Origin of the sequence: Chitinophaga flava, assembly GCF_003308995.1 — a bacterium.
Taxonomy (GTDB): domain Bacteria; phylum Bacteroidota; class Bacteroidia; order Chitinophagales; family Chitinophagaceae; genus Chitinophaga; species Chitinophaga flava.
The window spans coordinates 1,929,781-1,951,484 of the sequence record NZ_QFFJ01000001.1 but is presented as its reverse complement, the minus strand read 5'-3'; the positions used below and the strand labels follow the sequence as shown (position 1 = coordinate 1,951,484).

Below are 21,704 nucleotides of genomic sequence, written 5' to 3'. Positions count from 1 at the left end.
AGGCCTCTTTTCCATATGATGTGGGCAAATACCTGAAGAGAACGGAAAATAAATGTAGATAATTAAAACAGTGGCATGTCGGATAAAAGTGACAAAATTTATAGCGTCCACAGCTGGTCTGCGTCTTGCATCACGCCCGAAAACTGATGGGGCAGGCAACGGGTGAAATAGCGGAACTCATTGATAAAATGTGTCTGGTCACAATAGCCGGTTTGACTGGCCAGCAGGCCCCAGTTAGGATAGCGCATCCTGGTCAGATATTCTATGGCTTTGCGGAAACGTACAATACGGCAAAACATTTTCAGATGCAGTCCGGTTTGTTCAAGGAAGGTCCGTTCCAGTGTACGTTTGGTGAGGAATACGGCTGTTTCCAGTTGCCGGATGGTGATATTGCCATTGGCTGCGAGGATGAGCTGTATGACTTCTTCAATATTTCTTCCGGCGAAATGTTTTTGTGTGCTCAGCTGTTCCAGAAGATAGGATTCGAGGATATGGACCTGTTGTTCGGGATTGTTGCAGGCCCTGATATGATGCCCTGTTTCAAGGATCTGCGGGCCGAGGAATACAGACAGGTCAGTACTTTTATTACAGCACAGATGGGGCGGAATTCTGAAAAACCTGTACCAGGCACCAGGTTGAAGGCTGACTACCAGGTGTTTCATGCCTGGTGCAATATACCATTCGCGGATGCTGTCGTGTGGTCCTGTTACAATAGCAGGAGCGAGGTATTGCCGGTGATGTATATCATAAACGGTTTTTTCCTGTCCGAGGTTAAATAACAGGTGCTGGCTGTAGTGTGGTAAAAGGGTCATGCGCCTGTTGCTTTCTTCCGGGAAATCGCTTTCCAGGACCTGATAGGAGCGAATGTAGTTGTGAAGCAACCCATGAGGCTGAAAATGCCGGATTTTAAACATATTCAGGCGCTTGAGGGGGGACCCAATGCAGCACAAAGGTCACAAAATTTCCTGAAGGAAACCGTAACTGTTTAACGAACGGATTAGTTGACCATTCCCTGTAAAGCTTTTCTGGCGGCCTGTACAAACAGCTGGAGGCTTATTCTGGCATCATCAGGGAAACCGTTGTCTGCTTCGAGGAAAGCGGAAGCCTGCTGATGGAAGGTGCTGTATTGTTGCAGGCAGAAACTTTCAAAAAGCATTACATAGTTGCGGATGAGCTCCTGCTCTGTTGTCCGGGGTTGATAATGTTGTACAGCCGGTATGAGGTCTACCAGAAAATGATGTGCGTGATGCAGGAAAAGCGGACCGTGTAATTGTTTGGTCAGTTGCTTTAGTGTTTGGGGCATCACCTGATAGAAGGATAGATTGCCTCGTTGCTGGTAGTAGGCTGCATGTTCGGCTGCAGGGATTTTGAGGTCGGGGAGTAAGGGGGCGCTGCCGCTAAGCAGGAAGATCAGGATCTGGGAGGCTGTTTGAACGGCCTGTGCTGCTTTACCGCCGGCGAATGCGATATGGGCAACATGATGGTATTGTTGTATCCGCTCAAAAAACAGATGGTGATAGCCTTTGGCTTCCATATGTTTGAAGAGCAGCATGGTATCTTCCACCATGGCAGTGGCGGCGCTCAGGTTGCGGGTTTTATAGAGGTAATAGGTTTTTTTCAACAGATAATCCAGTTGCAACACATGCCAGAGATGGGTATGGATGGGCAGTTTGTCCATATAGTGTTTACTTCTGGTGAAGTAATGGTCTGCCTGATGGAGGCGGCCGCCTTTGGCGTGATGGAGGCCTTTGGTATTATAGCTGGATATGGCATGGAAGGTACATTTTTCATGATGGCTGAGCGGTTTCAGTAACAGCTCGTGGGAGTAATCTTCCAGTTTGGCTCCGGTGGTATGGAGGGCAGTCGGTGTAATCTTATTGAGCATAGACTTTTTTTAGAATCCGGCGGGTTACAGCTTTGGAAGCAGGCCGGCAGAGAGTAATACGCGGTTGGGCAGATTTCTGCTGAAGACAGGGCAATCGTCGTTGCTGTCATCTGTTTTCAGTGTGTTGCCGCCGCAGAGCGGTAGTTGCTGGCAATACCTGCAAGGGCAGCCGGTAGCAAACAGGTGTTGAACAAACGTATCGGTATAATACTGGGCAAACATTCTGGTAGAAGGATATTGGTGAAGGCGGTACAGTTCTTCCTGTTCCAGTACGGCCGGTACTTTGAGTATCTGTATAGTGCCGGGTTGGAGGCTGTTTTCCAATAATTGCTGGAGGCTCACCTGCATATCGGGTCTTACGCTGAAGGTCGCTGGCGGGAGCCATTCACAACGGATATTCTGGGCGCTCATGAATTTCATGAAAGCCAGTTCATCGGCTTCAGACAGGTCGGGATAACAGAAAAGGGTGGCCTGTGGCAGGGCAGACAGCCGTTGTAATATATTGATCATCTGGGTATCCCAGTTAGTCCAGCAGTTGCCGGTAATGAGCAGGGTAATGCTGAGCTGCAGGTGGGGAATGGATTCCAGTTGTTTGGACAGGTGTAGCAGCATAATAACGGTATTGTCTATACGTTTTGGCTGCCACAGATTGCCGATTACCAGGTGGATGTTGTTTTGTATGGTATGTTTTAAAGAGGGGGCAACAAAGGCGTCTTCCGGATGAAGGTAAAGTAGCTGAAAGGCAAAGTCTACCCGGTAGGTATTGCTCAGCTGTAACAGGTGCTGGTCGAGATGATGCAACCAGGACAGATCTATATTGTGTTCCTGGAGTACGAGCAGCAGCCGGATGGTGTGTTTAACATCTTTTACGCCGGCAGCCGGCAGTTGGCGGCATGCGGAGGCAATGCCCTGATGGAGCTGGGTGATAAATATATTGTCGGGTTCCGGATGAAACGGTAACAGCAGCGTAGTGGTATTAATGGCATGATCAGCTGCGATAGACAGGTTGCGGGTGATGATGGTATCGGTTTCGTATTCATCAGAGGGCACCAGCATTTCATGCTGTATCAGTGTTCTGAAAAGGGGCATGGGCAGATCCTGAAGTTCTCCGGTATGTATTATGTCAAGGTACGGTCGGGATATACGAATGGTCTTACCGGTCCGGGTGCTGTACAGTAGTTTGTCAGCAGCATGGTCCTGTTCAAATGCTGGGATGGATATTTCCATGGTGAACCTGGATAGCTTGAACTTCATCATATTTAGACCTTATTCTTGATATAATCGTTACTGTTAGGGATGATGGGTAATCAGTTCTGGCAAGGTATTCGGACCAGGAAGCAGCGGTTTTCAGGACATACAGGTCCATGGCTACAGGCTACGGTACTAAATAAAAAACCCTGTTCAGAGCTGGTAGCCTGGTCTGCCGGTCCGATAAGTGGCCGGGAAGAGGACTCCTGCCGCCGCAGCAACAGGAGTGCTCTCGTCAGCCAGGTTACCTGTTATTACCTTTGCTCTGCGGGGTAACAACGATGGATGTAAAGTAGGGTTGATATGGATAGTCTGAATATTTTTATGGGTAAATTTCCCAGGGAATGATAGCTGTCGTGTTTGGCATTTAGTTGTCAGTAGTATTTGGCATTTAGTTGTTTTCTGATTTCAAATTTGGTGTTTATAGCCCGCTGGGTGAAACTTTTTAGATGTAATGTGCTTCTTCCACGATAAAATGCACTTTCCCTTCAACATTATGTTTTAGTAGTTGAATTATAAGCATTTAACATATTCATAATATGTTAAACCAGGATTTAATTCCTTTCCTATAAATTTTTTTACTTATTTTCCGGTACAAAAGCGACTGAAATCTAATCGAACAAGCTTTTGTGAACGACCAATGCTAACCTTTTTTAGACGTAATGCCGGTGAAGTGCCAACAGAACAACAGCTGCTGACAGATAGATTTGCCCTTTTCCTGTCAGACAAAAAATACACCCAGGGTATCAGATGGACGATCCACTTGATAATGTGGCTGGCCATGGTCCTTTTGTATACGATGATGATGTCTACAAATTATTCCGAAAGTATGGGTGTAACCATGGTGTTTGTAGTGAGGAATATCATTGGCTGTATGGTGTTTTTTTATTTTACTTTTTATTTCGTGATACCCCTGATGTTGCGGGGGGATGTGGTACCGGCTACGGTTTGTCTTTGCCTGCTTTTTTATTTCTGGTCGGTGATCAGTTATCTTTCTGCCCTATGGCTGATGCAAGATTTTTATCTCACTAATGATCAGTTGAGGCGTGATCTGATCCGGGTAGTAGGAGGAGGTTGGTCCAATACTTTCAGTGTGATGCATATTCTTCGGATATCCCTTGGGGTTATAATGATAGTAGCGCCTCCCATGGTGCTGAAACTGGTGGTAGACTTTGCACGTTCCGCCACCCGTAGTCTGCGGCTGGAGCGTGATAACCTCAACCTGGAAGTGAGTTTTCTGAAATCGCAACTGAATCCGCATTTTTTATTCAACACCCTGAATAATATTTATTCGTTGTCGATCCGGAATGATTCACTGGCACCAGACCTGATCATGTACCTGTCGGAGATGATGCGTTACACCCTGTATGATTCCAATACAGACAAAGTGGCGCTGAGTAAGGAAGCAGAGTTTTTAAAAAACTATGTGGAACTGGAAAGCATCCGTTATGGTAAAAATGCGGATATTTATTTTAAATGTGATCCGGAAAGCTTGGAGATGCATAAGATTTCACCATTGTTAATGTTCCCATTTGTGGAAAATGCGTTTAAATATTCGCATAGCACCCAAGCAGACCATTGCTGGATTCATGCTTCCATGCAGATGGAAGATGGCCGCCTGGTTTTTGAGATTTCCAACAGTAAAGGAGAGATGCCCAAAAATAAAGAAGGGGTAGGTGGTATCGGTCTTGCCAATACCCGTAAACGCCTGTTACTGCTGTATCCCGGAAAACATGACCTGAAAATTGTTAATGAACCGGATGTGTATAATGTGAAACTTGTGCTAACATTGATATAACTGTTTTATGGACCAGATGATTACCTGTCTTGTAGTAGATGATGAACCATACGCGAGGGACCTGATGGAAAATTATATCTCCAGGATTCCTTACCTCCAGGCGGTGGCTTTCTGTGAGAAAGCCTTTGACGCCATAGATGTACTGCAGCAACAATCCGTCGATCTTTTGTTTTCAGACATTCAGATGCCGAATATCAACGGTATTGAAATGATCCGTTCCCTGAGCAATCCGCCTTTTGTGATTTTTGCCACTGCTTCTCCCGACTATGCGGTAGATGGTTTTGAACTGGATGCAGTGGACTACCTCGTAAAACCTATTTCATTCGAACGTTTCCTGAAAGCTGTCAACAAAGCCAGGGGCCATATACAGCAGAAACGCCCGCAAACCATTCCTGCGGCTCCGCCGGCACCACCCGTAGCCAACCACCTCTTCGTAAAGGATGGCTACAAACTCTCCAAAATACTTTTTGAAGATATCTACTATATCGAAGGCATGAAGGATTACATCAAACTGGTATGTAAACAGAAAAATGTGATCACCTATATGCGCATGAAAGCCATTGAAGACGCCTTGCCCGAAGATCAGTTTATCCGCATTCACAAATCATATATCGTAAGGGTCCAGGCTATCAAGTCGATCATCGGTAATACGGCCGAACTGATTAATAACGAGTCTGTCATCATCTCCAAGTCCTGCCGCGCCGATCTGAATAAACGACTGGGCATTAGTGGACCTCAGGAGAAATAGCCTGTATCTATACCATATTATTCAGGGCCATCCGGAGCGGATGGCCTTTTTAATGCCCGTATCCATCGCTATTTTAACGGATGATGTTGCTATCATCTTCCGTTCGTCGAAGACAACCTGCATTACGTCTAATAAAATACGTTAAAATGTGGAATATTCGGATGTTTGTGAGGTCATCATTAACCGTTGTCAACTAACACGCATTAAACGAATTGTATGAAAAAAACAGCTATATCCTCAGATTCCACCTTCCAGCTTACGCTGGATAAAGAAATCATTTCCAAAGCAGACGCGATGGATATCGAGAATCTGAATTTCATGAAAAAATTGCCGGAAGGATCTCAATATTCACTGCTTCCTACTGTTCCAATGACTAGTTTCAGCTTCAGTGTTAAAACACTGCTGACCAATATCTGATTTTGTTTCCCCCCCTTCATCTACCAGTTGTCAGTACATGACTTATGCAATACAGGTGTGCAATAATAGATGACGAACCACTGGCGCTGGATATACTGGAAAGTTATATTCAACGGACGAATCAACTGAAGTTGATCGCGAAAACCAGTCAGCTAGCCACTATTATACAGCTGGTAGATGAAAAAAGGGTAGACTTGGTATTGCTGGATCTCAATATGAGAGGGATCAATATGGACAGCCTGCAATACCTGCTCAGTAAGGATTGTCGATTTATCCTGGTTACGGCTTATCCCCGTGACGTACTGACGGATAAAGGCCTGGACAACGACTTTGGCTATATAGCAAAACCAGCCAGTTACAAACGATTTATCAAAGAAGTGGAAAGAGTGGTCGAAGGAGTAACTCATCACTAACATATCATTGCCCATTGCCGGGTTTAATGGCAGGGTAGTGCAGGGCCATCACGTCTAGCATTGGTCTGAAAATAAATCCGGTATATTTATATTTACTGGAGCTCCTGTACTACACCTGCCGTTAACCAGGCGGGTAGATGTTATAGATCAAACCGGAATGCTGTTATGTCAGAACTCGTGCCACTCAACTTTTATCTGCTTCGTTTGCCCCTGCTTCCTTTGGGGAAGCCGGTTCAACTGCCTGAAGAACATATTGCTTTTGCGACAGCAATAGCTACTATCTATGAAAACCCACTATTACAGGAAGCCATTTATCTGGCCAGCCCCGCCTTACATCAGGAAATGATGAAATGGCTCCGCTCACCCGCCCAATCAGATACCAGACATCAGAAGTTAATCCTTGCCCTTTACCGCTACCTCCTCAGGATGAGCGTAAGGGCAACCCCATATGGCCTATTCGCCGGATGTGCCACTGGTACCGTCACCGCTGCCCCATCCCGCCTGGAGGTAACACCCATCCGTGTTATGCAAAAGATAACAAGGCTGGACATGGGCTATCTTTCAGAAATAGCTACAGCCCTGACCAAAGATCCCGAAACCCGCCAGAAGATCAGGTTTTTCCCCAACAACAGCCTTTATCTCAGCGGGGAGTCCTACCGGTATTTCGAATATCAGCAACGGGATAAAAGACGGCGTTATTTTCTCAGCGGATTTACCTGTACCCCCTACATCGCAGCAGTAGTAGTAGCTGCAGCCAAAGGCGCCCGGCTGTCTGAACTGGTGAATGTGCTCACCGAACAGGGCATCCCGGAAGCAGAAGCTACTAAATTCCTGCATCTGCTGATAGATAACCAGATATTGACAGCAGAAACAGATCCTGTTGTAACCGATAGTGATTATCTTTCGAGAATGATCGGCCTGTTACAGGAGTGTCCGGAGCCTCCTGCCATCGTTGAACCCCTGCAGGCGATCCAACGGCTGCTTCACTATCAGCAGCACGGTATACAGCGGTATCAGCAGATCCGGGAAATAGTACAGGCCTGTTTCCCCACCATCGACGGAAAAGACCTGATACAATCCGATCTCTTTTTTAAGCCGGCAGCCAATACCCTGAATGCCACCACCGTAAAACAACTGGTGTCGCAATGTGCTGAACTGGCGGTACTCACCCGACCTATGGAATGCGCAGACCTGGCCACCTTCCGGCAGCAGTTCTATCAGAAATTCGAAGAGCGTGAAATACCCCTGATGCAGGCACTGGACAGTGAATCCGGTATCGGCTACGGACTGGTGTCCGGCGATAATTCCAGCTATACCCCGCTGATAGATGACCTGATAATGCCCGGTCAGAAAAATGCCGGCAATATCGCATGGAACTATTACTACCGTTTTGTGATGAACAAATACCTGGATACACAGCGGCAGGGATTAACCCGTATTGATATTACCGCCGAAGACCTGGCAGCGCTGGCATCCGAAAACGAGCAGCTGGTGATGCCATCCAGCCTGTTTCTGATGGGAGCCCTGGTGGCCGATAATGCACAAGCTCTTGATACAGGTGATTATTCGTTTATCCTCAAATCATTTACCGGCCCGCAGACCTGGTCCTTGCTGGGGCGCTTTGCTGCAGGCAATGATAGCCTGGCACAACAGCTCCGGGAGCAGGTACAGCAGGAACAGTACAACAATCCGGACCGTATTATCGCGGAAGTGGTACACCTGCCGGAAGGCCGTACCGGTAATGTGTTGTTACGGCCCCGGCTATACGATTATGAAATACCTTTCCTGGCCAACGCTTCCGTAGACCAGGATTTTCAGATAGCTGTCAGCGACCTGTACGTCAGCGTCCGTAACAACAGGGTGGTACTGCGTTCCCGCCGGCTGGGAAAAGAAATCCTGCCCCGCCTTACCAGTGCACATAATTTTGAACAGGGACTGCCTGCCTACAAATTCCTCTGCGACCTGCAGCATCAGGAACATGCCAGAGGCTTCATGTGGGACTGGGGTTTGTTAGGAGAACAACCTTTCCTGCCCTCCGTTCATTATGGAAATATTGTATTAAGCAGGGCCAGATGGTATCTGACAAGTAAGGAGTTCCAGTCTTTACAGTCCCGGAACAGCCCTGCGGAGGCCCTGCTGGCGATGTGGAAAAAGTATCATGTTCCCGATCAGGTATTGCTGGCAGAGGGAGATAATGAACTGTTGATAGATATCCGCAATCCCTATGGACAACAGCTGGCTGTGGAAAAACTGAAGAAAGGAAATATAGAGCTGCTGGAATATTATTTCGGCCCGGCATCCGGGTTGGTAGTGGGAGAAGAAGGTGCCTACACGAATGAAGTGATCATCCCTGTTCTTAATAAGTCCTATGTTCATCAGCAGGTTTCGCCTGCGCCGGCTGTGCCGGAGAGGGTACAGCGTGTATTCCCTCCCGGTAGTGAATGGTTATATGCTAAAATTTACTGTGGCCCCAAATGGATGGACAAACTACTGGTCCGTGAACTGTTGCCCCTGATGACTGAACTGCGGGAGAAAGGGCTGATACAACAATGGTTTTTCCTGCGTTATCAGGACCCTGATCATCACCTGCGGATAAGACTCCTGCAAACGCCGGCATCCGCCGGCAGCAATGTGCTGACAGAGCGCCTACGGGAGCTCATTCAGCCATATATAGAAAATGATGTAGTTAAAAAACTGCAATATGATACCTATGTTCGTGAGTTGGAGCGTTATGGAGAACAAACCATGGCGCTCAGCGAAACACTGTTTTTTTATGACAGTGAGACCGCAGCAAGGCTCCTTACTTTTATCCCCCGAAATGAAACCAATGACCGGTGGCTGTTGACCCTGAAAGGAGTTGATGACCTGCTCTCTGCCTTCGGGCTGAAAGACACGGAGAAACTGGACCTGTGCCGCCAGCTGTACAACGGATTTTTTACTGAGTTTAATGGTAATGATACGTTATTATTGCAACTGAACAACAAATACCGTCGTCATATGCGACTGATTGCTGATTTGTTGCAACAATCGCCACAACAGGCAGTATGGCCGCCACAGGTGACAGCCGTCTTTGAAGAACGTGCTTCGCGGCTGGCCGGCATACGCTGGCAGCTGCATAGCATGGCTGCTGACGGTACTATTCCGGAAAATATGTATCTGGAGCTGTTGCCACATTACATCCATATGTTCATGAACAGGATGTTTATTGCCAACGCCAGAATGCATGAACTGGTGGTACATCACTTCCTGATGAAGTATTATACCTCCCGTGTAGCCCAGCATGCCAGACAAATGTCATAATCTATTATCCTGTACAGAGACATTACAGACCAATAACCCATTTACCTCGAAAAAACAGTAGGACTTTATGAAACCAATTTTAACCTCCCTGCTTTCCCTTGCTATGATGCAGGCTTTTGGACAGAAAACATTTGTACAGTGTGGTAAACTGATTGACGGTACCGGGGCTGCACCCCGCCAATCGGTCACCATCGTAATCGAAGGTAAAACCATCAATGCTATCCAGAATGGCTATACGACAGGCGGAGCAAACGATGTGACTATCGATCTGAAAGATAAAACCGTATTGCCTGGTCTGATCGATTGCCATGTGCATATTGAAAGCCAGTTTAATAAAAACTCTATACTGGACGGTTTCCGCCTCAGTGATGCTGATGTTGCCTACAGAGCAGAAGGATTTGCCCGTAAAACACTGCAGGCCGGATTCACCACTGTACGGGATTTGGGCGGCACCGGTGTTAACATCGCGCTGCGCAATGCTATCAACCAGGGCCTGGTAGAAGGACCGAACATCCTTACAGCCGGCACGGCCATCTCCGCTACCGGCGGCCATATGGATGAATCAGTAGGACTGCGTGATGAAGCTCATGCTCCCACCAGCCCTGAAAGAGGCGTGGCCAACGGAAAAGACGAACTGGTAAAAGCTGTTCGTTATCAGTTTAAAAAAGGAGCCGATGTGATCAAGATCGCTTCTACCGGTGGTGTGCTGGACCTGAGTAAAGATGGTTCCGGCGCACAGTTTACCGTTGAAGAGATTAAAACAGTAGTGGAAACAGCCAAAGATTATGGTATGCGTGTAGCCTGTCATGCTCACGGTGCAGAAGGTATCAAACGGGCTATCCTCGCTGGCGTCAACTCTATCGAACATGGAACTTATATGGATGATGAAGCCATAAAGCTGGCTAAACGTAATGGTACCTGGTATGTACCTACCATCATCGCCGGTAAATCAGTAGCAGATTCTGCTAAGATCCCCGGTTTTTTCCCACCTGTTATTGCAGCCAAAGCGATGGAGATAGGACCTAAGATACAACAGGCTTTTGCCCGGGCTTACAAAGCTGGTGTGAAGATCGCTTTTGGCACAGATGCCAGTGTATATGAACACGGAAGAAATGCGCTGGAGTTCCAGTATATGGTGGAAGCCGGCATGCCGGCCATGGCAGCCATCCAAGCGGCTACCGTGAATGCTGCTGAGCTGCTGGGCATCAGTAAGGAAAGAGGATCTGTTACCGCCGGTAAAATGGCTGATCTGATTGCAGTGGACGGTGATCCTTTACTGCACGTCAAAGTACTTTCTGATGTGATTTTTGTGATGAAGGAAGGAAAAGTATACAAGAAAAAATAATATACGATTGCAGCAGCCGGATCATACGGTCACCGTTTGATCCTGTGATTCCAGCTGCCCTTTGAATAGCTGCCGGAAATAACCCTTGCGGGCACAAAGTTCTTTATAACTGCCCCGCTTCACAATACGGCCCTGTTGCATACAAAACACTTCATCCACTTTCAGTGCTGCAATAGTACTGACACGATGAGTGATCAACAATATGATCTTTCCCTCAAAATAACCTGCTGTATTCTCAAACAGTTGGTGCTCGCTAACGCTGTACATTGCTGAAGTGGATTCGTCGAGGATAAATATCCCGGCGCACTTCAGCAATGCGTGGGCGCCTGTATGATCTGTTTTTTATTCCCTATGTAAGTGCGGTGGCAAATAATAATTTCTTAACACTGGTTATGTAGCTTCACACCTGCAAAAGGGTCATTCAATGAAATATATTATTCTTTTAGGGGCTTTCCAGGCATTGGTGGTATTTAGCATTTTTGTTATCAATCATAAAAAAACAACGGCTGATAAGATATTGAGTTGGTTTTTGATGTGTGTCTTTATTCATCTGGGCAGTGCTTTTCTGCTACATGTTCTTTTCCCGAATGCAGAGATCCACAAACAGTTCTACACTTTTATCAGCCTGATATATGCACCCTTGTTCTGGACTTATGCAGCGCAGCTTTCCGGCCGGTATCAGCATATAAAAAAGAAGTTTCGTTTTCTTTTCCTACCGGCGCTGATGGCGGCAGTGGTATATTTCAGCATCGCTGGTTATGTGATAGCGCATGACGGAGCAACACCTCCGGTCATTATCCTTTATAATAAGACGGTAGGTTATGCTTCTTTAATTTCCAGCATTGTATATGGGATTTTATTGCTGGTGGAATCCCCCCATATACCGTTTTTCTGGCAGTCGGAGCGAAAACTGATCCGGTTTATGGGCATTGTATCTTTGATAATGTCTTTGTTCTCAGCGGGGCTGATGATCAATAATATGTTGCCTTACTCTTCCCGCCTGATACTGGACAGCCATTTATGGGGCAGGATCGTAACTTATATCTGCCTGCTGAGTGTTTGCCTGGCTATTGGAAGGGTTAAAGTATTATCGCTGATTTATACTGATACCCAGGTACCTATTTTGGAAACAGCCCGGGAGGTGTTGGCAACAGTGATCGATGAGCCTGTTCCTTTTACAGAAATGGAAGAAGTAGAAACACCGGAAGCAGCCATGCCGGAGCCTCCCAGCCAGCACCGGAAATTACTGTTGTCTCCCGATCTGCAATCGGCTATTGCCAGAGATATCAAACGTTGGATGGAGGAAAAGGAACTCTATAAAGATCCCGAACTGACGCTGGACAAGCTGGCGGCTACTATGGAAACATCCAGGCATCACCTTTCTGAAACACTCAACCAGTACCTGGGCCAGTCTTTTTATCAGTTTATTAATGAATACAGGATCAGGGAAGTGGTGAGGTTGATCGATGAACACCGGGAAAATAAGGTGACGCCCAACATCCTCTCCCTGGCTTTCGAAGCAGGCTTTCATTCCAAATCTTCCTTCAATCAATACTTCAAAAAAGTGACCGGCAGTACACCTTCAGCTTATCTGAAAAGTACAAATACCGTTGTACGGTTCACGAACATCTCTATCAACAATGCCTGATACAGGCGTTTTTTTGTGGCTCTTAATAATATGGTAATATAAATTAACTGATTGATTTTCAGTTAATAGAAATTGATATAGTCCACTCTGACCGACACGGTCGTACGGATTTATCCAGAAGGACGACTTCTTTAGCAGGCCGGATCAACTTTGCGAAAAAAATAATTCGCTCATGAGTAGCCGGCTTTTGTTATTGATTTTACTCCTGCCTGTTTTCTGTACAGCACAGCAGATCAGGGGAAGCATTTTATCCAAAGAAGGACCGTTGCCCGCCGCCACTATTATCATCGATGGAACAGGGACACAGACTGATCTTTCGGGGGCTTTTGATATTGTTGTCAAAAAAACGGGGAAAGTAACGCTTAAAATCAATTATGTTGGTTTTGCCGTCAAAACGATGGAAGTGGATGTCAGGCCCGGCGTCAATCAATTGGGAGCGATACTAATGGAGCCTGCCAGCGACGTACTGGGAGAAGTAGTGGTGAAGGGGGCTTCCGCCGGATCGCAGGTGCGGGCCATCAGTATTAAAAAGAACGCACAAGGTATTATGGAAGTACTGGCCGCTGATGCTATCGGTAAACTGCCCGATCGTAATGCAGCTGAAGCGGTGCAACGTATCCAGGGCGTATCTATCGAAAGAGATCAGGGTGAAGGACGTTATGTATCTGTTCGTGGTACGCCTATCCAATGGAGCGCCACCCTGCTCAATGGCAACCGCCTGCCCACCGCCAGTCTGGACTATACAGACCGTCGCATACAAATGGATATCTTTCCTTCTGAACTGATAGAATATGTACAGCTGTCCAAGGCAATCACACCGGATATAGAAGGAGATGCCATTGGAGGCTCCATTAATTTTATTACCAAAGCAGCTCCCATGTCCCGCACGCTCAGGATCAACGCTGCTGGCGGATATGGAGATCAGGCCCGTAAAGGTTCCTATAATGCTTCTGTTGTTTATGGAGACAGGTTGATGAAAGGTAAACTGGGTTTTGTGCTTTCCGGCGTGATATGGGACCGTACCTCGGCCCAGGACCGTTATAATATGAATTATGATTTTACCAACCCTGACCGTAAACAATCCTATTCCATTACTGATCTGCAGTTGCGGGACTATATCGCCCACCGCAGAACTACCGGCTTAAACGCAGGCCTGGAATATAAATTCAATGACAGGCATAAAATCCAGTTCAAAGGTATTTACAGCGATTTCCTGGATGGACAGATGGTACGGGAAACGTATTTTTATTTCAACGCCAAAAATGCAACCATTACCTCCAGAGCTTCCAATTACCTCACCAGCCTGTATTCCGGAGAACTGAGCGGACAGTCCGTCCTCTCTCCTAAAGTAAATCTGGATTGGGCTGCCAGTATGGATAAATCTGAATTCCGGTTTAAAGATCCTGGTTATTATCCGATGGCTGTCTTCCAGCAGGCCACTACCTATGAAGGGCTTGCTGCCGATGGAAAAAAATATCTGGCCATGGATGCTCCGGATGGAAAAGGCGATGTGATGGATGCGGTATTGCCTCATTTATCAGCGGCTACACCTATCAGCAGCACTTCCATGAAACTATCTCAGGTAGTGATGGTACGCAGCACCAACTGGGAAGAAAACAAACGTTTCGGCTTTAACTTAAAATATACACCAGACAATAAACTTCACCTGAAATTCGGTGGTAAGTTCATCCACAAGGATAAAGTGGTGCAGTCACCTTACAATGTTTATCTGGCGGGTATTCAGGGCGCTGCGCCTACCATGGCCGGTTTTGGCAGTGAACCATTCCCTTACAACGGTGGTTTCCTGACCGAAATAGGTTCGCCTTACAACAATGTGATCATCGACCAGATGCCACTCAGTCAGTTGAAAACACTGGTAACACCTGAAGGTATCAGTAATAATAAACTGTATCCTTACCAGGTAGATTCCGCTACCAATGTATCCGGCGCTACCAAATATTTTACTGGTGTGGAAAACGTATATGCCGTATACGTTATGGGCGAATACAAAGCTTCGGATAAGTTAACACTGACCGGCGGTATCCGCAACGAATACAACAAAGTGACCTTCAACGGTAGTAAAGTGAGCACCAGCACCAAGCAGGTTACAGCGCTTACACAAGACAACAGCTACAACGCCTTTCTGCCCATGCTGCATCTGAAGTATAACGTGACCAATAAGGATATTATCCGGCTGGCTTATACCCGCAGCTTTGCCCGCGCCGACTTCAATAACCTGAACCCTGGTACCACACAGGATGATGTCAACAAAACCATCAGCAGAGGCAACGCCAATCTGAAACCCACTTTCGCCAATAACTTCGACCTGATGGCTGAACATTATTTCGGAGGAATAGGCATGGTCAACTTCGGCGCCTTTTATAAAAAACTGACGGATCTTATCTATACCAATCAGTCTTCTGAAATGGTAGGTGGTATACAATACATGGTCAGTGAGCCACAAAACCTGGAACATGCATGGCTGGCCGGTTTTGAAGCGGGTTTTGTAAAAAGATTTACCGGTCTCCCCGGCTTCTGGAAAGGATTTGGTATAGATGCCAATTATACCTACACCGATTCCAGAGTGAAGATTCCTCGTTTTATAGGTACCGAGAAAACAGAAGACGAAAGTGCGATACCCAAACAGGCCAAACATATCTTCAATGCATCGCTGATATATGAGTACCGTAAGTTGATGGCCAGGATTGCCGGCAACTACAAAGGAAAATACCTGGATGTGATCCGTCAGGCTGCAGGTCCTGATCATTACCGCTGGTATGCCCAGAACTTCACCGTAGACTTTTCTGCTTCTTACGCGATCACGCCTAAAATCAGGACATTCCTGGAGCTGAACAATATCACCAATGCGCCGGTACGCTATTATCATGGCACCTTCGACCGGGTGGAACAGGCAGAATGGTATTCTATCAGAGGTCAGATAGGTGTCAATGTAAAAATCTTCTAATCATAAAAACTTCATCATGCATACAATTATTAACAGAGCGTTGGCCACTGTACTGCTCTCCTCTGCAGCCGTGGCTGGTTTTGCCCAATCTTCCAAAAAAACTTCTGCGCAGCTGGATGCGCTTAAAATAAACCAGGTGCAGGTACTCGGTACACACAACAGCTACGCAAAGCCCGTGGACGCTGCAGTGCTGGCTTATATTGATCCTATTCTCGAAAAAATGGCGAAAGGTTACTTCGCAAACATGTCGAAGGAACAGGCGGCAGCTTTCCATGAATTTCATCCGAATGAAATGAAGATGAGTGAAGGGTTAAAGTATAATCATCCTCCGTTTGATGTGCAGCTGGATGCAGGTGTACGCAGTCTGGAGATAGATGTGCATTACGATCCTACCGGCAACCGTTTTAATGATCCCGCAGCCTACCGGGAGTTGCGTAAGAAAGGATATGAAAATCTGGCGCCATTTGAAACCAAAGACCTGGACAAGCCCGGCTTTAAAGTGTTGCACATGGCCGATATTGATTTCCGTACCCATTACACCACCTTCAAAGGTGCGTTAACAGCGATGAAGTCCTGGTCTGATGCACATCCTGGTCATTTTCCTATTTACGTGATGATAGAAGCGAAAGACAAAGGTCTTCCACTTTTCCCCAATTCCGCACAGGTATTACCCTTCGATGAAAAAGCCTTTGATGAGCTGGACCAGGAAGTAGTGAGTGTGCTGGGCCGTGATAAGCTGATTACGCCAGATGATGTACGGGGGAAATTCCCTACGCTGCGTGAAGCAGTACTGGCCCGCAACTGGCCTACGGTAAAAGCTGCCAGCGGTAAATTCATTTTCCTGTTGCTGCCTTCTACAGCCGGTATGAACCTGGTTTCTGACTATGCTAAAAACAAACCTAATCTGGAAGGTCGTATCATGTTTATGCAGTCACTTCCACAGGATACTTATGCAGCCTTCTTCCTGCTGGACAATGCTATTGTTCGCCAGAAAGAAATACAGCAGTATGTACAACAAGGTTTTCTGGTGAGAACACGCGCGGATATTGAAACGTATGAAGCGAAAGTAAATGATCATACCAGGGCTGACGCAGCTTTTAAAAGCGGCGCCCAGATTATTTCAACGGATTTTTTCCGTAAAGGAAACGGATATGGTACACCTTATTTTGTGAACCTGCCAGGTGGAGGAGAGGCGAGAGCTAATCCGGTAAATAAGTAATGCTGATGGATCTTAAGCGCCGCATCAGTCCTGAGATTGATGCGGCGCTATTGTTATTCTTTTTGCAACTAACAATGAGTAGGGGCAACTATTAGAATGCTGATTGTTTTTTGTTTTTTTAGATGACGGAAATGTAAGTCGTTTGTTGCGCTGTTGCAGTGGCATCTGTTAACTTTAGAGAAGACAAATCATATCTTATGATAAAACTTTACACGTGAACCTTTTCTGTTGAATAATGTGGGATTCTGTGCCCCGGTCCTGTTTATATCTGTATGAACTATTTCCCCGCACGTATAAGTCTGAATCAATACTTATCCTGATAGACCTATAGCCATAGGGTATTTTTTGTCTGTATAGTCCGTTTGTTATTACCTGCATCACCGGCAGGTGTACTATAACTATGCCTTTTTTAGCCCAACAATTTCATCACCCAAATTAAAATCCTTATGAAGAAAGCACTATTCATTTTATTAGGGGTTTTATTAACCTCTCCTCTTCTCAAAGCCCAGGTAAGCAAAGGCGGAAAACCCTACAGCTTTACTGCTAAGCTGGCACAACAGGATGTTAATGTTAAAACCATTTCAGCGTTACCGGTACAAAAGCTGCAGCTGGAAGATGACCAGAACCTGAAACAGGGACTGCCACTGCGTATCGGTGTCATAGCACCGGTGTCTTATTCACTTAATAATTCCGGTACCTGGACCAACCTGCCTGGAGGTGACCGTTTATGGCGCCTGAAAATACAGGTGCAGGGAGCGGTGGCTACCTCTCTCTATTACAAAGACTTCCTGTTGCCGGAAGGTGCCAGCCTGTATATTTATAATGGCGACAACACCCAGCTGATCGGAAGTTATACCAGTGCGAATAACGAAGGAACCGGCGTGTTTGCTACTGAAATACTAAGAGGAAACACCTGCGTACTGGAATACTATGAGCCTAAAGCAGCGAAAGGCAAAGGCCATTTCACTATTACTGGTGTTAATAATATCTACAGTAATAAAATCCCGGAATCAAGAACTACTTCTATTGATAAAACAGTTGGCGCTTCCGGTACCTGCGAAGTGAATGTAAACTGCCCTGAAGGTGCTAACTGGCAAAATCAGAAAAGAGCGGTGGCTAAAATATTGTTGAAACTGGGTACCAGCGCCTACCTCTGTTCCGGTTCCCTGGTCAACAATGCCCGTAAGGATTGTAAGCCTTACTTCCTTACCGCTAACCACTGCGGGTCTAACGCTTCTGCGACAGACTTCAGCCAGTGGATTTTTTATTTCAACTACGAATCCCCCACTTGCGCCAACCCAGCCAGTGAACCAGCCAGCAATACTATTACTGGTTGCGTACAACGCGCCCGTGCCGGTGAAAGTGGCAGTGTTGAAGGATCCGATTTCCAGCTGCTGGAATTTACGCAAGCTATTCCAACTTCCTACAATGTGTATTATGCCGGCTGGAATGCAGGAGCAGCAGCCAGTCCCAGTGGTGTAGGTATTCACCATCCTGCAGGCGATATTAAAAAGATATCTACCTATTCCGCTCCGGCTACAGGAGCCAACTACGGCGGTGGTGGTACAGCTCCTTATACCCACTGGCAGGCCAACTGGGTACAGACTGTAACCTCATGGGGTGTTACTGAAGGTGGTTCATCCGGTTCTCCATTGTTCAACAACTTAGGCCAGATAGTAGGCCAGTTATCCGGTGGTCCTTCCAGTTGTACAGTTGCCAACTCCAGTAAATACGACTATTACGGACAGGTGTACCGCAGCTGGACATACGGTACAGATGCGCTTCACCAGCTGAAACCCTGGCTGGACCCTGATAATACAGGGGTGCTGTCACTCAATGGTACCAACTATCCTTGTGGTGATACTACTGTTCCTACTACCTGCACAGATGTATACGAACCTAACAATTCCCTGGCCACCGCTGCCAGTATACCAACAGGAACGGATATACGTGCTACTATCGCTACCGCCACAGATACTGACTATTTTAAAGTACAGTTGTCTGATACGAGCAAACTCAATGTCGTGCTGGATAACCTCCTGGCCGACTTCGACCTCAGATTGCTCTCCGCCAGCGGAGCACAGCTGGGCATCTCCCAAAATACAGGTACTACTGCAGAATCCATTACATATAACGGTCCCGCCGGTACGTATTACCTGCAGGTATATGGAAAAAATGGCGCTCACGCTGATTCTATCTGTTACCGTTTGAATGCTGGTGTTACCAGCCTTAACGGCTGTACCGACCAGCTGGAGCCCAACGATACACAAGCCACTGCCGCCGCTATTGCAACGGGAACGAATATACGGGCACAGATCGCCACCGCTACAGATGTGGACTTCTATAAGTTTACCACTACCGGTACCAATGATCTGAACATCCGCCTCGACAGCCTTCCCGCCGACTACGACATTGTGCTGCTGAATGCTTCCGGTACCCAGCTGGGTATTTCCCAGAATAGTGGTACTACTCCCGAATCAATCACCTATGGCGCTGCCGCAGCAGGTACCTATTACGTGAAGGTATATGGTTATAACGGTGCATTCAGTAATACAAAATGTTATCTGCTCAATGTTACCGCTACACCGGTAACTGCCTGTACAGACGCATATGAACCGAATGAAACACGCACTGCTGCTGCTACCATACCCGTTAATACTGTGATCTCTGCACAGATATCTTCCTCAACGGATAAGGACTGGTATAAGTTTACCAACACTGCCAGCCAGCCATACATAGAAGTGCTGCTGACCAACCTGCCAGCTGATTACGATCTGGTATTGTATGATGCCAACGGTACACAATTGGGTATATCACAGAACTCCGGTACTACCAACGAAAGGATTGTTTATAACGTTGGTACAGTAGGTACCTATTATATACAGGTATATGGCTACAGTGGTGCATCCAGCACTACCCAGTGTTATAAACTGGCCGCTAATATCGGCAGCTCTCCCAAACAGGTACCTGTTGCCGCTAAGAGCGATAAACCCGGTGATGTAGCAGCTAAAGATCTTCATGGGAACATCCGCCTTTATCCTGTGCCGGTAAGGGATGTGGTATATCTGGAATTGAACAGTCAGCATAACATGCAACAAACAGTTATTATTACCGATATCAATGGTAAAATCGTTTACAACCAGCAACATCGTGTTGTAGATGGTTTCAACCGCCTGGAAATACGTTTGCCGGCTTCATTGAAAGATGGTACTTATATTGTTTCCACCAGCAAGTTGCATTCACAGAAATTTATTTTACAACGATAATTCCAGGGCTAAAGCCCAGGACTAATATAGCCTGGGGCTTCAACCATAATTAATTCAAGACTTCAGCTATAATTAATTCAAGACTTCATCTATAATAGCCCAGGGCTTCAGCCCTGGGCTAATAGGTGAGCATTCTCCTGGCCGCATTATATTGCGGAGTGTAATGTTTTAATTTCTCCACGATTAAATCGGCCACCTTGTTTCCATAAATATTGTCAGAGTCCTGATGAGCCCAGCGGGAAGTGTTGTCAAAGGCGTTAAGGGTATTGTGACAGATAAATTTTTCCGAAACCGGAGGAAGTAAAAGGTTACCGCCGGCATCCAGTATGGTTTCAGGACGGTCTGTTGAATATCGTAAGGTAAGGCAGGGAACACGGAGTATATGTGCTTCTTCCTGCAGTCCTCCACTGTCTGTATAAAGCCCCAGGCAATAGTCGGAAAGCATAAACGATATAACATCAAGATAGGAAGGCCATAGTTCACATATTTTAACGCCTGCCTTTTCGGTAGCCCCGAGTTGTTCTTCCAACCCAAACTGATGAATGGCGGCCATCATAGCATTGGATTTTACCAGCAATATATTCATCCCTTCCCTGCTTAGTTTAGCGATGCCGCTGAGAACGGCCATCAGCCTGTCGGGAATGAGGTTTTCCCGGCGATGCAGGTCTACCCGGAGCCATTTTTTCCCTGATAAAAAAGGATAACGGTCCAGGAAATCTTCTGTATGCGTAAATTTTTTCATTAATTCCACTGCATCACTGCTCAATGATCCTGTCACCATAATATTTTCTGCAACATATCCTTCATACAGCAGATTGTCCATATTTCTCTTCACAGGGGCGAGCAGTAATTCAGAGCTGATGCTGGCGAGTCTGGAATCCATTCCTTCCGGGAAAGGATCATTTACATACCGGGCCCAGTCCCATCCGGCCTGATGCAACACGTTGCCTTCCTGCCATCTGTTCTTGTCTGCCGGGCCATAGGAGCGTAGCCCTGCTTCCACATGAACACTCCGTGCTCCCGCCGAGAAATAAAACAATTGTGGTAGTATACCCGCGGAAAAGGTATCTCCGGATACAACCGGAATGATATCAGGCTTTTCTGTATATGTTGCGAGCACGCTCAGGAAGTCAGTTACAGATTGACACATCGTGATGATCCGTTCATTAAAATCACGACCATTGGAATATAAATTAGCACCAATCTGCTGTTTATAACCAAGTTCGTCAATCTGTGCTGTCAGCAGCTGATCATAATGCTGGTTACTGTTTACCAGCAGGAAGGGGAGGTCTTGCTGCGTCATTGACTGTATCAGACTTGCCATTTTGATGAAGCAGGGTTTGGTGGCAATGATGGGAAGATACAGGGGGCGTTTCAGGTCCATCGCTTTTTCGATGGCGGCCTCCATCATGCCTGCGCAGCTGGGGTTTTGTATTGTATATTTCATAGTAC

Annotated in this window: 15 protein-coding genes; 10 read left to right on the top strand and 5 right to left on the bottom strand. The window is 46.5% G+C overall.

The genetic code is table 11. The annotated features are described in order from the left end of the window. Positions 1 to 98: 98 nt before the first annotated feature. The 3 genes from DF182_RS07825 to DF182_RS07815 form a co-directional block, all read right to left on the bottom strand. Positions 99 to 914 (bottom strand): AraC family transcriptional regulator, encoded by an 816-nt coding sequence (locus tag DF182_RS07825; protein WP_113615089.1) that lies wholly within the window; start codon positions 912 to 914, stop codon positions 99 to 101. Between the two features lie 83 nt (positions 915 to 997). Then, complete coding sequence (locus DF182_RS07820) at positions 998 to 1,885, bottom strand: hypothetical protein (protein ID WP_113615088.1); 888 nt, start codon at positions 1,883 to 1,885, stop codon at positions 998 to 1,000. Positions 1,886 to 1,909: 24 nt separating this feature from the next. Beyond that, the gene (locus DF182_RS07815) at positions 1,910 to 3,142 is read right to left on the bottom strand and encodes a hypothetical protein (protein WP_147243374.1); all 1,233 of its coding nucleotides are present in this window, start codon (positions 3,140 to 3,142) and stop codon (positions 1,910 to 1,912) included. A gap of 631 nt (positions 3,143 to 3,773) precedes the next feature. Here DF182_RS07815 and DF182_RS07810 point away from each other — a divergent pair. From DF182_RS07810 to DF182_RS07785, 6 genes are all read left to right on the top strand, one after another. Further along, positions 3,774 to 4,931, top strand: a complete 1,158-nt coding sequence (locus DF182_RS07810) for a sensor histidine kinase (RefSeq protein WP_113615086.1) — start codon at positions 3,774 to 3,776, stop codon at positions 4,929 to 4,931. A 7-nt stretch (positions 4,932 to 4,938) separates the two neighbouring features. Next, entirely contained in the window at positions 4,939 to 5,679 is a 741-nt protein-coding gene (locus DF182_RS07805) for a LytR/AlgR family response regulator transcription factor (RefSeq protein WP_113615085.1), read from the top strand. Between the two features lie 216 nt (positions 5,680 to 5,895). Beyond that, positions 5,896 to 6,096 (top strand): hypothetical protein, encoded by a 201-nt coding sequence (locus DF182_RS07800; RefSeq protein WP_113615084.1) that lies wholly within the window; start codon positions 5,896 to 5,898, stop codon positions 6,094 to 6,096. A 44-nt stretch (positions 6,097 to 6,140) separates the two neighbouring features. Next, the gene (locus DF182_RS07795) at positions 6,141 to 6,509 is read left to right on the top strand and encodes a LytR/AlgR family response regulator transcription factor (protein ID WP_113615083.1); all 369 of its coding nucleotides are present in this window, start codon (positions 6,141 to 6,143) and stop codon (positions 6,507 to 6,509) included. Between the two features lie 165 nt (positions 6,510 to 6,674). Then, positions 6,675 to 9,809 carry a lantibiotic dehydratase gene (locus DF182_RS07790; protein WP_113615082.1) on the top strand — a complete coding sequence of 1,045 codons (3,135 nt, stop codon included), beginning with the start codon at positions 6,675 to 6,677 and terminating at the stop codon, positions 9,807 to 9,809. Positions 9,810 to 9,876: 67 nt separating this feature from the next. Next, the gene (locus tag DF182_RS07785) at positions 9,877 to 11,154 is read left to right on the top strand and encodes a metal-dependent hydrolase family protein (protein ID WP_113615081.1); all 1,278 of its coding nucleotides are present in this window, start codon (positions 9,877 to 9,879) and stop codon (positions 11,152 to 11,154) included. 21 nt (positions 11,155 to 11,175) lie between these two features. Here the strand turns inward: DF182_RS07785 and DF182_RS07780 are convergent, their stop codons facing one another. Next, entirely contained in the window at positions 11,176 to 11,421 is a 246-nt protein-coding gene (locus DF182_RS07780) for a hypothetical protein (protein ID WP_113615080.1), read from the bottom strand. Between the two features lie 157 nt (positions 11,422 to 11,578). On the opposite strand from DF182_RS07780, the gene DF182_RS07775 reads away from it, so the two are divergent. From DF182_RS07775 to DF182_RS07760, 4 genes are all read left to right on the top strand, one after another. After that, positions 11,579 to 12,802 carry a helix-turn-helix domain-containing protein gene (locus DF182_RS07775; protein ID WP_113615079.1) on the top strand — a complete coding sequence of 408 codons (1,224 nt, stop codon included), beginning with the start codon at positions 11,579 to 11,581 and terminating at the stop codon, positions 12,800 to 12,802. 172 nt (positions 12,803 to 12,974) lie between these two features. After that, positions 12,975 to 15,767: a TonB-dependent receptor gene (locus DF182_RS07770; protein ID WP_113615078.1), complete on the top strand. Its 2,793-nt coding sequence runs from the start codon at positions 12,975 to 12,977 to the stop codon at positions 15,765 to 15,767. A gap of 16 nt (positions 15,768 to 15,783) precedes the next feature. After that, positions 15,784 to 16,986 carry a Ca2+-dependent phosphoinositide-specific phospholipase C gene (locus DF182_RS07765; protein WP_113615077.1) on the top strand — a complete coding sequence of 401 codons (1,203 nt, stop codon included), beginning with the start codon at positions 15,784 to 15,786 and terminating at the stop codon, positions 16,984 to 16,986. A 446-nt stretch (positions 16,987 to 17,432) separates the two neighbouring features. Next, positions 17,433 to 20,252 carry a pre-peptidase C-terminal domain-containing protein gene (locus DF182_RS07760; protein ID WP_113615076.1) on the top strand — a complete coding sequence of 940 codons (2,820 nt, stop codon included), beginning with the start codon at positions 17,433 to 17,435 and terminating at the stop codon, positions 20,250 to 20,252. Positions 20,253 to 20,370: 118 nt separating this feature from the next. Here the strand turns inward: DF182_RS07760 and DF182_RS07755 are convergent, their stop codons facing one another. Further along, the gene (locus tag DF182_RS07755) at positions 20,371 to 21,699 is read right to left on the bottom strand and encodes a UDP-N-acetylglucosamine 2-epimerase (RefSeq protein WP_147243373.1); all 1,329 of its coding nucleotides are present in this window, start codon (positions 21,697 to 21,699) and stop codon (positions 20,371 to 20,373) included. Between the last annotated feature and the right edge of the window lie 5 nt (positions 21,700 to 21,704).

Excerpts from the sequence above, each read along its gene's own strand:
- DF182_RS07825 (WP_113615089.1), bottom strand. The coding sequence starts at position 914 with ATGTTTAAAATCCGGCATTTTCAGCCTCATGGGTTGCTTCACAACTAC.
- DF182_RS07820 (WP_113615088.1), bottom strand. The coding sequence starts at position 1,885 with ATGCTCAATAAGATTACACCGACTGCCCTCCATACCACCGGAGCCAAA.
- DF182_RS07815 (WP_147243374.1), bottom strand. The coding sequence starts at position 3,142 with ATGATGAAGTTCAAGCTATCCAGGTTCACCATGGAAATATCCATCCCA.
- DF182_RS07810 (WP_113615086.1), top strand. The coding sequence starts at position 3,774 with ATGCTAACCTTTTTTAGACGTAATGCCGGTGAAGTGCCAACAGAACAA.
- DF182_RS07805 (WP_113615085.1), top strand. The coding sequence starts at position 4,939 with ATGGACCAGATGATTACCTGTCTTGTAGTAGATGATGAACCATACGCG.
- DF182_RS07800 (WP_113615084.1), top strand. The coding sequence starts at position 5,896 with ATGAAAAAAACAGCTATATCCTCAGATTCCACCTTCCAGCTTACGCTG.
- DF182_RS07795 (WP_113615083.1), top strand. The coding sequence starts at position 6,141 with ATGCAATACAGGTGTGCAATAATAGATGACGAACCACTGGCGCTGGAT.
- DF182_RS07790 (WP_113615082.1), top strand. The coding sequence starts at position 6,675 with ATGTCAGAACTCGTGCCACTCAACTTTTATCTGCTTCGTTTGCCCCTG.
- DF182_RS07785 (WP_113615081.1), top strand. The coding sequence starts at position 9,877 with ATGAAACCAATTTTAACCTCCCTGCTTTCCCTTGCTATGATGCAGGCT.
- DF182_RS07780 (WP_113615080.1), bottom strand. The coding sequence starts at position 11,421 with ATGTACAGCGTTAGCGAGCACCAACTGTTTGAGAATACAGCAGGTTAT.
- DF182_RS07775 (WP_113615079.1), top strand. The coding sequence starts at position 11,579 with ATGAAATATATTATTCTTTTAGGGGCTTTCCAGGCATTGGTGGTATTT.
- DF182_RS07770 (WP_113615078.1), top strand. The coding sequence starts at position 12,975 with ATGAGTAGCCGGCTTTTGTTATTGATTTTACTCCTGCCTGTTTTCTGT.
- DF182_RS07765 (WP_113615077.1), top strand. The coding sequence starts at position 15,784 with ATGCATACAATTATTAACAGAGCGTTGGCCACTGTACTGCTCTCCTCT.
- DF182_RS07760 (WP_113615076.1), top strand. The coding sequence starts at position 17,433 with ATGAAGAAAGCACTATTCATTTTATTAGGGGTTTTATTAACCTCTCCT.
- DF182_RS07755 (WP_147243373.1), bottom strand. The coding sequence starts at position 21,699 with ATGAAATATACAATACAAAACCCCAGCTGCGCAGGCATGATGGAGGCC.